Source organism: Nocardia rhizosphaerihabitans (genome assembly GCF_014646295.1).
Lineage (GTDB): Bacteria > Actinomycetota > Actinomycetes > Mycobacteriales > Mycobacteriaceae > Nocardia > Nocardia rhizosphaerihabitans.
The window spans coordinates 42529-54664 of the sequence record NZ_BMNE01000007.1 but is presented as its reverse complement, the minus strand read 5'-3'; the positions used below and the strand labels follow the sequence as shown (position 1 = coordinate 54664).

At 70.0% G+C, this 12136-nt stretch carries 11 protein-coding genes; 5 read left to right on the top strand and 6 right to left on the bottom strand.

What is annotated here, in order from left to right:
* Positions 1-104: 104 nt before the first annotated feature.
* Positions 105-908: a VOC family protein gene (locus IEY60_RS27255; protein WP_189033358.1), complete on the bottom strand. Its 804-nt coding sequence runs from the start codon at positions 906-908 to the stop codon at positions 105-107.
* A gap of 260 nt (positions 909-1168) precedes the next feature.
* Here IEY60_RS27255 and IEY60_RS27250 point away from each other — a divergent pair, with 260 nt between their 5' ends.
* Both IEY60_RS27250 and IEY60_RS27245 read left to right on the top strand, forming a co-directional pair.
* Complete coding sequence (locus IEY60_RS27250; protein WP_229740174.1) at positions 1169-3208, top strand: CocE/NonD family hydrolase; 2040 nt, start codon at positions 1169-1171, stop codon at positions 3206-3208.
* A gap of 120 nt (positions 3209-3328) precedes the next feature.
* The gene (locus IEY60_RS27245; protein WP_189033527.1) at positions 3329-3811 is read left to right on the top strand and encodes a gluconokinase; all 483 of its coding nucleotides are present in this window, start codon (positions 3329-3331) and stop codon (positions 3809-3811) included.
* Here IEY60_RS27245 and IEY60_RS27240 read toward each other — a convergent pair.
* Both IEY60_RS27240 and IEY60_RS27235 read right to left on the bottom strand, forming a co-directional pair.
* Positions 3802-4548, bottom strand: coding sequence for a M50 family metallopeptidase (locus IEY60_RS27240; RefSeq protein WP_189033357.1), 747 nt, complete (start codon positions 4546-4548; stop codon positions 3802-3804). The genes IEY60_RS27245 and IEY60_RS27240 overlap by 10 nt on opposite strands.
* 9 nt (positions 4549-4557) lie before the next feature.
* On the bottom strand, positions 4558-5163 hold the full coding sequence (locus IEY60_RS27235) for a pyridoxamine 5'-phosphate oxidase family protein (protein ID WP_189033356.1): 606 nt from the start codon (positions 5161-5163) through the stop codon (positions 4558-4560).
* Positions 5164-5285: 122 nt separating this feature from the next.
* Here IEY60_RS27235 and IEY60_RS27230 point away from each other — a divergent pair, with 122 nt between their 5' ends.
* Positions 5286-6113 (top strand): NADPH-dependent oxidoreductase, encoded by an 828-nt coding sequence (locus IEY60_RS27230; protein ID WP_189033355.1) that lies wholly within the window; start codon positions 5286-5288, stop codon positions 6111-6113.
* A 6-nt stretch (positions 6114-6119) separates the two neighbouring features.
* Here IEY60_RS27230 and IEY60_RS27225 read toward each other — a convergent pair whose 3' ends face one another.
* Positions 6120-7112 carry an LLM class flavin-dependent oxidoreductase gene (locus tag IEY60_RS27225; protein ID WP_189033354.1) on the bottom strand — a complete coding sequence of 331 codons (993 nt, stop codon included), beginning with the start codon at positions 7110-7112 and terminating at the stop codon, positions 6120-6122.
* A gap of 145 nt (positions 7113-7257) precedes the next feature.
* On the opposite strand from IEY60_RS27225, the gene IEY60_RS27220 reads away from it, so the two are divergent.
* Both IEY60_RS27220 and IEY60_RS27215 read left to right on the top strand, forming a co-directional pair.
* Positions 7258-8673, top strand: coding sequence for an amino acid permease (locus tag IEY60_RS27220; RefSeq protein ID WP_189033353.1), 1416 nt, complete (start codon positions 7258-7260; stop codon positions 8671-8673).
* A gap of 134 nt (positions 8674-8807) precedes the next feature.
* On the top strand, positions 8808-9815 hold the full coding sequence (locus IEY60_RS27215; RefSeq protein ID WP_189033352.1) for a hypothetical protein: 1008 nt from the start codon (positions 8808-8810) through the stop codon (positions 9813-9815).
* A gap of 4 nt (positions 9816-9819) precedes the next feature.
* Here the strand turns inward: IEY60_RS27215 and IEY60_RS27210 are convergent, their stop codons facing one another.
* On the bottom strand, positions 9820-10614 hold the full coding sequence (locus IEY60_RS27210) for a class I SAM-dependent methyltransferase (RefSeq protein WP_229740173.1): 795 nt from the start codon (positions 10612-10614) through the stop codon (positions 9820-9822).
* A gap of 77 nt (positions 10615-10691) precedes the next feature.
* Positions 10692-12125, bottom strand: coding sequence for an MDR family MFS transporter (locus IEY60_RS27205; protein WP_189033350.1), 1434 nt, complete (start codon positions 12123-12125; stop codon positions 10692-10694).
* Between the last annotated feature and the right edge of the window lie 11 nt (positions 12126-12136).

Here is a 12136-nt window from a genome sequence, read left to right as displayed (position 1 = left end):
GACGGCAGCCACCGCACAGTCAATGGTTCGCCGGTGGCAGACCATAAGCAAGAGTCTCGGGGCACGTGTCGCGCGATGGCGCGGCGCATGCCCCGAGTCCGTCGTCAGGCTCCGCCGGTGGGCACCTCGCCCACGGCCTTCGCCGGATCGATGACACCGAAGACCTCGCCCTGCGGCGCCTGCAGAATGCCCATCCGGCCGAACGGGCTGTCGTCGGGGCCCATGATCACCGAGGCGCCCAGCTCGGTGGCCTTGGCCAGGGTGCCGTCGGCGTCGTCGACCTGGATCCAGGTGAGCCAGTAGGTCGGGGTGCCGAGCGCGGACGCGTCCATCATGCCGCCGACGCCGTCGGTCTGGCCGGGGAGCGCGAACGTGGAGTAGGTGAAGCTCTCGCCGTCACCGATTTCGGTGTAGTGCCAGCCGAATACGGAGTTGTAGAACTCGTGCGCCTGGTCGTAGCCGGAGGTGTGCAGCTCGTTCCAGCAGTAGGCGCCGTGCTGGTTGTAGACCCCGGCGCCGGTGTGCGCCTTGGCTTCCCACACACCGAACACGCCGCCGGTCGGATCGGAGCCGATGAACATGCGGCCCACATCGAGGACGTCGAACGGCGGCATGAACACCTGTCCGCCTGCCTTGCCTACCTTTTCGGCGATCTCGTCGGCGCGGTCGGCCGCGAAGTAGGTGGTCCACGCCGACGGCATCGGCATGCCCTCGGGTTTCGGGCCGATGCCGGCGGCAGCCTTGCCGTCGATCGTGGCCATCAGATACCCGCCGGCCTCGGCGGGGCTGTCCTGGATGTCCCAGCCGAACAGGGAACTGTAGAAGTCACGGGCGGCGGCGGGGTCGTCGACCTGACAGTCGATCCAGCACGGGGTGCCCTGCGGCCAAGCTTCGTCACGTGTCGGCATTGTCGAACGTCCTCCTCGGCGAATGGGATGGAAGCCGGCCGGAACCGCGCCGGCATCTGCCCAGTCAACCACCAGCTACCGACACCCGCGAGCCTCCGCGCGCAACCCGGCAACCCGCTGAACTGGAACAATGCGTGTTCACTGCGACAGTCCGAGCGGGCCGAGGCTCGACGATTCAGGTCGTTACCGCTGTTACAGTTTCCGCGCCGATCGTGCGGTGGCTAGGTCAACGGGAAACGAACCGGTCGGGGAGCGACACTATGGCGGTAAGAGGTTCCGAACGCGGGCTCGTCCGGATGCTGGTGACGATCCTCGCGCTGATAGTCGTGCTCGGATGTGGCGGCGGTCCGGCGGCGGGACAACCCGCCGACACGCCCGCCGCACGCTGGACGGCACTACACGACGGGCCGGGCGCCTACCCGGAGGTCCGGGTGGAGCGCGGCGTCGAGATCGCCATGAGCGACGGCGTCGTCCTGAAGGCCGACGTGTACCGGCCCGCGGACGCGGCGGGGGTGATCGAGCAGAAGCCGCTGCCGACGATCGTCAGTCTCACGCCGTACTCGAAACTGATGACCGGCCTGATCGAATCGGCCGCCGCGATCCCCGGCCTGCAGACCACCGCCGTCGACATCGTGCGCAGGCTGAACCTGTCGGCCACCCCGATCAGCGGTTTCGGTGATCTGATGCAGGCGCTCGACGGCGGCATGATCCAGACCATGCTCGGCGTCGACCGCAAACTCATCGGCAGCGGCTACACCGTCGTCGTCGCCGATGTGCGCGGAACCGGTCTGTCCCAAGGCAAATGGAACACCCTCGGCGCCCGCGAGCAGCTCGACACCCGCGAGGTCATCGACTGGGCGGCGCGGCAGCCGTGGTCGAACGGGCGCATCGGCATGAGCGGCGGCTCCTACTCCGGCATCAACCAGTTGCGCGCCGCGGAGGACGCGCCCGCCGCACTGCAGGCGATCTTCCCGGTGGAGCCGGGTAGCGACCTGATGCGCGATGTGGTCGCGCCCGGCGGCGGCGTCGGCACCACCTTCCTGCCGATGTGGCTGAACTCGGTGAACCAGCTCAAGTTCGTGCCCGATGTCGCCTCGATGGCCGACGGCTCCTTCGACTGGACCTGGTTCCGCGACCGGCTCGCCGATCCGACGACCAACTTCGACCTGCTCGCCCAGGCGCTGCTCACCCCGTCGCTGTCGAACATGCCGCCCGCGCTCGACGGCGCGCTCGACGACACCTCGGCCTTCCGCGAGGCGATCATGGGGCATCCGGAGAAGGTGACCGTGCCGACCTTCGTCTACGGCGGCTGGCACGACATCTTCGCCAACAGCGCGACCAAACTCTACGAGCAGATCCCCCTGCCCGCCGGTCACAAACAGCTCGTCGTCGGCGATACCTATCACGCCAATCCCGGTGCGGGAACCGGTGTTCCGGGTGCGCCGCCGCGGCTGGACGTGCTGCAGCGCGCGTGGTTCGACAAGTGGCTCAAGGACATCGACAGCGGCGTGGACGAGTTCGGTCCCGTCACCGTCAAGCAGCAGGGCGGCAGCTGGATCACGCTGCCGGAGTTCCCGATGCCCGGCGTCACCCATCGTCGCGTCTACCTGTCCGCCGCGCCCAGCGGCAGCACCGAGGACAGCCTGCACGACGGCTCGCTCAGCGCCGCGGGTCCTACCGAGGCCGAAAACCTCACCGTCGCACCGGGTCTGAGCAACCTGTGCTCGCGCGACGCGGCGCAGGGGTCGGCCGGGATGGCGGCGGCGCTGGACACCTGCGCGAAGGATTCCCGGATCGCCGAGCGCAACGCGCTCACCTTCACCAGCGCACCGCTGACCGAGCAGACGGTGATCTCGGGCCCGATCAATGTGCGGCTCAACACCGTCCACGATTCCACCGACGGTTTCTGGAACGTCACCGTCAACGATGTCGCGCCCGACGGTACCTCGACCGTGCTGACCACCGGCCAGCTGACGACGTCCATGCGGGCCATCGACGAACGACGCAGCGCGCGCTCGGTCAACGGCGACCTCACCGCCCCGTTCAATCCGCTCACCCTCGACCAGTTGCTGCCCGTGGTGCCCGGCGCGCCCACCGGTATCGATGTCGCCATCATCCCGACCCAGGCGGTGCTGGCGCCCGGACACCGGCTGCGTATCGATGTCTACGCGGGCAACGCGCCCAAGGCGCTGCCGTTCCGGCCGATGCTGAACGCGACGGGACTCGAGCCCCAGCATCTGCGCCTCGACCCCGCCGACCCGAGCTTCGTCAACCTGCCCACCGACCGCCCGATTCCCTGACCGGCACCGGATCCAGGTCCGATACGGCGTTTCCCGGACTCACTGCCCGCGCGGTATGTGAGCCTGTAGACCCGTGGTTCGGACGAGGAGGTCGATGTGGTGCAACCCGTCATCGTGGTGATGGGCGTCTCCGGGTGCGGCAAGACGACGGTCGGCGCGCTGACGGCCGCGCGGCTCGACGTGCCCTATGCCGAAGGCGACGACTTCCATCCGATCGAGAACATCGAGAAGATGGCGGCAGGCATCCCGCTCACCGACGAGGACCGGTGGCCATGGCTCGACACGGTCGCCGATTGGCTCGGCGGGCACCAGGAGTCCGGCGGCGTCGCCGCGTGCTCGGCGTTGCGGCGCTCCTACCGTGACCGGCTGCGCCGGGGCGCGCCGAACGCGTACTTCGTGCATCTGGCCGCCACCAGGGCAGAGCTGCTGCGCCGGATGACCGGCAGGCTCGGCCACTTCATGCCGACGATCCTGCTCGACTCACAGCTCGAGACGCTGGAACCGCTGGAACCCGACGAGGTGGGCGTGACCCTCAACGCGCTCGCACCGCCGACGGTGCTGGTGACCGAGATAGTCGACGCCTGGCGGGCCACTCACCGCTGAAGCAGCGGATGCAGCTGCTCGACCGGCGCCAGCAGCAGCCCGCCGCCGACGACCAGCGCCGCCAGGCACAGTGCGGTGAAGAACAGCACCCACAGCAGCGCGGGCAGATGGGTCAGCCGGGCCAGCTGATCGGCATCGGAATCGGTGCGCCCCGGCTGCCTGCGGCGGCTGCGCTGCAGTTCGATCACCGGCCGGACCGCGGCGGCCAGCAGGAACCACGCCGCCAGGTAGGCGAAACCCGCCTGCAGGAGATCGGTGCCGAACCAGGACACGCCGAACACCAGGGCGCCGAGTACGGCGACGGTGAGCAGGCCGTAGATATTGCGGACCTTGACCAGCACCGCGGCCAGCATCAGCAGCGTCGCCCACAGCATCAGCGTCACCCGGCCGGTCCCGAGCAGCGCCGCGTACCCGAGTCCCAGCGCCGCCGGGGCCGGATAGCCCGCGGCCGCGGTGAGGATCATGCCGAGACCGGTCGGCTTGCCGCTGGACACGGTGAGTCCGGAGGTGTCGGTGTGCAGGGTGATCGCGTGCAGCCTGCGCCCGGTGAGCAGGGCGACCAGCGCGTGCCCGCCCTCGTGGACCACGGTCACCGCCGCCCGGGTGAGCCGCCACAGGGGCCGGTAGCCGACCAGGACAAGTGCCACCGCGGCGGTGACGAGCACCAGCCACCATTCGGGTGCGGGTTGGGTGGCGAGGAGACGGTCGAGCAGCGAGCTGGCGGATCCGGTGTTCACCGCCGCACTTTAGCTGTCCACGGCGTCGGGCGTGTGCTCGTGCGAAACCTGGGACGGCAGCGGATGATCGGGTTCCAGGGCGGGCAGGCCGTCGATGCTGACGGAGTTGTCGCCCGCGATGCGGCGGGCGAAGTCGGCGTCGGTGCGGCGGGTGTGCGCCTCGTCGAGGATCGAGCGTTCCTCGACGAGGTCGAGGTAGGGGACAGACCAGCCGCACGAGTCGGCGACGCGGTCCACCGAGACCGCGACGACCGCGCGGATGCCGGTGTGCCCGGTGCCGAAATGCTCTCGCAGCGTGGCGAATTCGGCCGAGTCGGGACGCACGACGCGGCCGGTGCCGAACAGGCGCAGGATGCGGGCGGTCCGGGTGAACGAGCAGAACATCACGGTGATCCGGCCGTTGTCGCGCAGGTGCGCGATCGTCTCCGAGCCGCTGCCGAACAGGTCGAGGTAGGCGATCGTGTGGTCGTCGATCACGGCGAAGGTGTCGCGATACCCCTTCGGGGAGACGTTGACGTGGCCGCCTTCCGACGGCGCGGTGCCGACGAAGAACATCGGCTGTTCGGCGATGAAGGTCCGCAACTTGTCGTCGATCCGGTCGAACACCTTGCCCATTGCGCACTCCCTCGTCCCGCCAGTCGGCGGGTTACCCAGCTTTACTGTATCGATCGGCCGGTGTTCGGTTCACGCTGAGGGTTACCGCAGACGCGAACCGGGCGGTGTCCGACGATGGCGGTATGACGCAGACCGCACCCAGCCCCGTCCACCCCGTGCAGCAGCGCTACGGCGACCCGTCGACCGAGGTCCCCGCGCAGTGGAATCCGGTGTTGCAGGTGCTGCACGACCACAAGTCGGTGCGCCGCTACCTGCCCGACCCGGTCTCGCCGGAGACGATCCGGCTGCTGGTATCGGCCGCGCAGTCCGCGGCGTCCTCGTCGAATCTGCAGGTGTGGAGCGTGATCGAGGTCCGCGATCCGGCGCGCAAGGCCCGGCTGGCCGAGGTGGCGGGCGGGCAGGAGCACATCGTGCAGGCGCCGGTGCTGCTGGTGTGGACGGCCGATTTCGCCCGGCTGCGCCAACTCGCCGACGATCACGGCGCCCCGCTCGACGGCGCCGACTATCTCGAGTCCAGCTATGTCGGTTTCGTCGACGCGGCCCTGGCGGCCCAGAACGCGGTGGTCGCCGCCGAGTCCCTCGGGCTCGGCACCGTCTACATCGGCGCGCTGCGCAACGACCCGGAACGGGTGGCCGCCGAACTCCACCTGCCCGAGCACGTCTTCGCCGTCTTCGGTCTCGTCGTCGGGCATCCCGACCCGGCGGAGGGCACGCGGGTGAAGCCGCGACTGCCGCAGGCGGCCGTGCTGCACCAGGAAACCTACGATCTGCCCGGTCAGCGTGAGTCCGTCGCGGCCTACGAGGAGCGGATCGGCGAGATCTACTCCGAGCAGGGGCTGCCGTTCTCCTGGACCGAGCGGGTTCTGGCCAGACTGGCGTCGAGGGCCTCGCTGAACGGCCGTGACCGGTTGCGGGAGTCCTTGGCCGCCAGGGGATTCCGGCTGCGCTGAGCAGGGTCAGCCGCCGATCGCGTCGCGGGTCAGCTCGAGCGAACGGATCCGGGCGTCGATGTCGTAGACCAGCGTGTTGAGCATGAGCTCGTCGGGCGCGGCGGCGGCGAGCAGGTCGGCGGCCTGCGCGCGCACTGTGTCCGGGGAGCCCTGCAGCTGACCGGCCTTGCGCTGCGCGGCGAAGCGTCGTTCGGCGTCGCTGCCGGGGAAGGCGGCGGCCTGTTCCGGCGTCGCCAGCGCCTGCGGACGGCCCGCGCGCAGCTGCGCGAAGGCGAGGTCGCGCGGTGCGGCGAGCCGGTCGGCCTCGGCGTCGGTGTCGGCGCAGATCGCCGAGGCGGCCACGATCGTGTACGGCGCGCTGAGTGTCTCCGACGGCCGGAAATGGTCGCGGTAAAGCGCGAGCGCGGCCGCGGTGTTGTCCGGGGCGATGTGGTGGGCGAAGGCGAAAGGCAGCCCGAGCACTGCGGCCACCTGCGCGCTGTAGCCGCTCGAACCGAGCAGCCACACCTGCGGTTCGGCGTCGCGGCCCGGACTGGCGACGATGCCGTCGGGATCGGCGCCGCGGAAGAACCCGATCAGCGAGGTCAGCTCACGGGGGAACGAATCACCGGCCAGGCCCTCGGCGTTGCGCCGCAGCGCCCGCGCGGTTACCGGATCGGTGCCGGGCGCGCGCCCGATGCCCAGATCGATCCGCCCCGGATGCAGCGACTCGAGGGTGCCGAACTGCTCGGCGACCACCAGCGGCGGATGATTCGGCAGCATCACCCCGCCCGACCCGACCCGGATCCGCGAGGTCGAGGCCGCCAGATGCGCCAGCACCACCGCGGGGGCCGCGCTCGCGATGCCGGGCATGTTGTGGTGCTCGGCCACCCAGAACCGGCGAAAGCCCAGCTCCTCGGCGTGCTTGGCCAGCCGCGTCGTCGCGTGCAGCGCGTCGCCCGCGGTCGCGTCGGCTTGCACCGGCGCCAGATCCAGAACCGACAGCGTGACCGCGCTCATGAGCCTCCTCGACAGTGAACAACCCCCGTGAGGGCCAACCCGCGCCGAGCTGCCGGTATTTCCGCCTGCCGGAGGTGGTGACCCCGGCCACGATTACCGGACGGTAGCGTGCAGCACTGATCGACGCGACGGAAGGACACAATCCATGTCAGCTGACGGCACCGGCCTATCCACCGAAGCCGTACCGGCGCCCGCCCCGACAGCCGAATCGGAGGGGTACTCGCGCGGCCTGAGCCCGCGCACCATCCAGATGATCGCCATCGGCGGCGCGATCGGCACCGGCCTGTTCTACGGCGCAGGCGCCGCGATCGAGCAGGCGGGACCGTCGCTGATCCTGGCCTATCTGGCCGCCGGCCTGGCCATCTTCGTCATCATGCGCGCGCTCGGTGAGCTGCTGACCTACCGTCCCGTCTCCGGCAGCTTCGCCGAGTACGCGCACGAATTCCTCGGCCGCTTCGCCGGTTTCGCGACCGGCTGGTCGTACTGGGCGGTGTGGGTCTCCACCTGCATGGCCGAGATCACGGTCGCCGGCAAGTACGTGCAGTACTGGTTCGACATCCCGCAGTGGGTGACCGCGCTGGTGGTGCTGGCGGTGCTGTTCGCCGCGAACCTGATCTCGGTGCGGATCTTCGGCGAGGGCGAGTTCTGGTTCTCGGCCATCAAGGTGACCGCCATCCTGGCGATGATCATGATCGGCATCGGCGTGCTCGTCTTCGGCTTCGGCCACGCCGCCGATCCGACGGTGACCAACCTGTGGGCCGACGGCGGCGTGTTCCCGCACGGCTTCGGCCAGACCCTGCTGGTGCTGCAGATCGTCGTGTTCGCCTATGTCGGTGTCGAGCTGGTCGGCGTGACGGCGGGGGAGGCCCGCGACCCGAAGGCCACCCTGCGCAAGGCGATCAACACCCTGCCGTTCCGCATCGGCCTGTTCTATGTCGGCGCGCTGGTCGTCATCATGTCGGTGGCGAGCTGGCGCAGCTTCCACGCGGGCCGCAGCCCGTTCGTCGAGGTGTTCGAGCAGATCGGCATCCCCGCCGCCGCGGGCATCATCAACTTCGTGCTGCTCACCGCGGCGCTGTCGTCGTGCAACTCGGGCATCTACTCCACCGGGCGGATGCTGCGCAGTCTGGCGCTGCGCGACGAGGCGCCCGCGCGGTTCGCGGCGCTGAGCAAGCAGTCGGTGCCGTTCACCGGCATCTGCGCCTCGGCAGGCGCGATGGTGATCGGCGTCGTGGTGAACGTGATCTCGCCGGACAAGGCCTTCGCCTACATCACCTCGGTCAGCACCGTCGGCATCATCGTCGTCTGGGGCGTGATCCTGGTGTGCCACCTGAAGTACCGCGCCAAGGTACGAGCCGGCGAGTTGCCCGCCAGCGACTACCGGCTGCCCGGCGCGCCCGTGACGAACTGGGCCGCACTGGGATTCCTGGGCCTGGTCGTCGTGCTGCTGCTGTGGACCGACGGTGGCCGCACGGCGCTGGTCGTCGGCGCGGTGTGGGCGGCGCTGGTGTGCGGGGGCTACTACGCCTTCGGCCGCCGCGAGCTCGTGCACACCGGCTAGCCGCCACACCCCCGTTTGCTGGAAAGCCGCTGGCAGACAAGCGTTTTCTGTCATACCCCACCGGTATCGTCGAAGGGTCACACAAACGAGCCCGGCGCGAGTGTGGCCGGGCGGTGCGAGAACGGGGGCACGGGATGAGTGACATCGACCGTGGCGATCTGCTGCCACCGAGCAGGCATGGAACCACCTGGCGCGAATCGGAATACCGGATACTGGCCGACGACTTGCGGGCCGGGGCCGATCTGGCGCGCACGGCACGGACGGTGGGGCGCACCGAATCCGCGGTGCGCGCCGCCCTCCGCAATTTCGTGCCACCGGAGGAACGGGTATCGACGGGCGAGCGCGAACGCTGGATTCGCGGGCGGCTGGTCGCCGAACCGGAGTGGGATTGGTGGGCGGTGGTGGTCGACCATCACCGCCGCAACCGCAGCGGATTGTGGTTCACCCGGCACGAGCACTGCGCCCGGATCGGCTGGCGCAGGCGCACACCGATGACGGCGCTGGCCCAGGAACTGGGCACCTCGGAGCTGTCGGTCGCCGAGTTGCTGCGTGCGCTCGGGCTGGTCGAGAGCATCGAGGAGGCCGCCGATCAGCTGGGCGCGACACCGGGACTGGCGTTGGCCAAACGGGTCTCGGCCCGCCGTGACGACGCGGTCGGCGCCCGCTGGATCCTGGTGATCGACGGCGCGGCGGGCACCACGCGGTCACGCAATGCCCCGGTCCGCCGTCAGGTCTCGCTGCACGAGACCCGCGCGGCCGCCGAGGCCGAACGCGACCGGGTGCTGGCCTGGCACGCGCGGGTCGGTGCGGGCGAACCGGAATCGCCGGTGTGGTGGACCATCGCCGAACGCGGCCTCGGCGCGACCACCGGGCACACCCGCTGCGGCACCTTCGACCCCACCGCCGCCTTCGGCGGCCCGGTCCGCGCCGAGGCGCTCACGGTGGGCGACGTCATCCGGGTCGCCGTCCCCGACGGCGGTTTCCTGCAAGACCGGATCACCGCGATCGTTCATGCAGGCGCGGGCGCCCCGATCGTCGTCGACCTGGCGCCGGTGGCGAATTCGCGGGTGCGTCGGGTCGTCGAGTTCGCCCCGGGCGAGGTGGTCGACGTGGTGCGCGGACTGGAGGAACGCGCCAGCTGACCGCTCAGTGCTGGGGTGATCCGCGCAGTACCGCGCGGATCACCTCGGTGCGCAGCGGATAGTCGAACTCGCCCTCGGCGGTCTCCGGTGTCGCGCGCAGGTAGTCCCGGATCCTGCCGAGCAGGGCGGCGCGCTGCTCCGGGGAAATGACCACGGTGTGCGAATGCGTGCCGAGGGTGAGTACCAGGGAATCAGCCGTCCGCCGATGCGCATGCGGGAACTCCGCCCGCTCGAACGCCGCGAACAGCGGATGCTCGGGGAGCTCCTCGTCCGCCGTGGGCGGTGGGAAGGACGCATCCGATCGCATTGTGCGCTGGAGCCCGGCCACCCACGCCACGCGATTGTCCTCGGTGTTCCAGAACGCGGCGAACACGCCACCCGGCCGCAGCACCCGGGCGATCTCGGGGAACGCGCGTGCCTGGTCGAACCAGTGGAACGCCTGCCCCGCGACCACGGCGTCGACCGACCTGTCCGGCAGCGGAATCGCTTCTGCCGTACCGGGCAGCGCGGTCACCGACGGATACCGGCGGACGAGCTCGGCACGCATCGCCTCGTCGGGTTCGACGGCGACCACATCGGCGCCGACCGCCAAGAGCCCGTCGGTGAGCTTGCCGGTACCGGCACCCAGATCCAGCACGGCGGAAGATTCTTTCGCGCCGAGTGGCTCCAGCGCCCACCGGATGGCTGCCGCCGCATAGTCCGGCCGATGCTCGGCATAGACGGCGGCCTGCGCACCGAACGAACTCGCTCGTCGTGCGCTACGAGCAGCCTGATCAGCGGAATCCCCGGTCCCCGACACACCTCGACGATACCGGAACCTCGACCTCGCGACCATCGGGAACTGCCGAATGTGCTTGCGTGGCAAGGGTATCCGTGTCAGTCCATCGTGTGCTCGGGTCCTGTCGGCGTCCGTGCGCCCGGCATCATCACCGCTGCGGCGAACAACGCGACCGCCATGACGAGCAGGGTGACGAACACCAGGTGGATCGCGTGGGCGAGCTCGCCGGGATCCGGCCGATCGACGCCGCCGACCTGGGCATTGACGATCGCGCCGAACGCCGCGACACCGACCGCGCTGCCGATCGATCGGGCGAACATGGTCGCCGAGGTCGCCACGCCGCGCTCCGACCACGCCGCACTGGTCTGCGCCGCGATCAGCGTGGGATTGGCGACCAGGCCCATGCCCGCGCCGATGAGGAAGCAGGTCCCCGCGATCTGCCACGGGCTCGCCTGCGCGCCGATCGGCAGCAGGGCGGCACAGCCGACAACGGCGATCGCGCTGCCGATCAGCGCGGTCGTGCGGAAGCCGAACCGCAGGTACAGCGTCCCTGCCTGGGAGGCGGTGATCGGCCAGCCGATCGTCAGTGCGCCGACGGTCAGCCCGGCGATCGTCGCGCTGGTGCCGAGGACACCCTGGGCGAAGGTCGGCACGTAGGAGGTGAGGCCGAGCACGATCGCGCCGATGAGCATCGACACCGCGCTCGCCGCGACGACCACGCGCCGGGTGAAGATCCACAGCGGCAGAATCGGATTCGCGGTCCGGCGCTCGGCGAACCCGAACACGATCAACACGACCACGCTGCCCGCGAACAACCCCAGGCTCAGAGGGGAGTCCCATGCCCACGACCGGCCGCCCTCGAGCAGTGCGAGGATCAAGGCGCCCGCACCGAGGGTGAGCAGTGCCGCGCCGAGATAGTCGACCGACTGGCGCGGACCGCGCGGCGCGGTCTCGGTGAAGTTGCGCAGCAGCATGATTCCGGCGATCGCCGCCAACGGCAGGTTGACCAGGAAGATCCAGCGCCAGCTCGCGAAATCGGCAAAGGCACCACCGAGCAGCGGGCCGAGCACCGCGGACCCGGCCCACACACCGGCCAGATAGCCCTGCACCTTCGCGCGCTCGGGCAGGGTGTAGAGGTCACTGGCGATGACCATCGTCGTCGGCTGCACCGCGCCCGCGCCGATGCCCTGGATCGCCCGGAACACGATCAGCGCCACCATGTTCGTCGCCAGCCCGCACAGCAGCGAGCCGAGCGCGAACACCGCGATCCCGAACAGGATCACCGGTTTACGGCCGACGGTGTCGGCGATCTTGCCGTAGATCGGCACCGTGACGGCCTGGGTGAGCAGATAGATCGAGAACAACCACGGGAACAGCGCGAACCCGCCGAGATCGGTGGTGATGGTCAGCACGCCGGTCGCGATGATCGTCGAATCGAGCGCGACCAGACTCGTCGACATCATCAGCGAGGCCAGGATCGCGCCGCGCTCGGAGCGCAGCCCGACCGCGGGGCGTGCGGTATCGGTCGCCACCGTCGCTTCCT

Bases quoted from the DNA above. Each gene is read 5' to 3' on its own strand.
- IEY60_RS27255 (WP_189033358.1), bottom strand. From the start codon at position 908: ATGCCGACACGTGACGAAGCTTGGCCGCAGGGCACCCCGTGCTGGATC.
- IEY60_RS27250 (WP_229740174.1), top strand. From the start codon at position 1,169: ATGGCGGTAAGAGGTTCCGAACGCGGGCTCGTCCGGATGCTGGTGACG.
- IEY60_RS27245 (WP_189033527.1), top strand. From the start codon at position 3,329: ATGGGCGTCTCCGGGTGCGGCAAGACGACGGTCGGCGCGCTGACGGCC.
- IEY60_RS27235 (WP_189033356.1), bottom strand. From the start codon at position 5,163: ATGGGCAAGGTGTTCGACCGGATCGACGACAAGTTGCGGACCTTCATC.
- IEY60_RS27230 (WP_189033355.1), top strand. From the start codon at position 5,286: ATGACGCAGACCGCACCCAGCCCCGTCCACCCCGTGCAGCAGCGCTAC.
- IEY60_RS27225 (WP_189033354.1), bottom strand. From the start codon at position 7,112: ATGAGCGCGGTCACGCTGTCGGTTCTGGATCTGGCGCCGGTGCAAGCC.
- IEY60_RS27220 (WP_189033353.1), top strand. From the start codon at position 7,258: ATGTCAGCTGACGGCACCGGCCTATCCACCGAAGCCGTACCGGCGCCC.
- IEY60_RS27215 (WP_189033352.1), top strand. From the start codon at position 8,808: ATGAGTGACATCGACCGTGGCGATCTGCTGCCACCGAGCAGGCATGGA.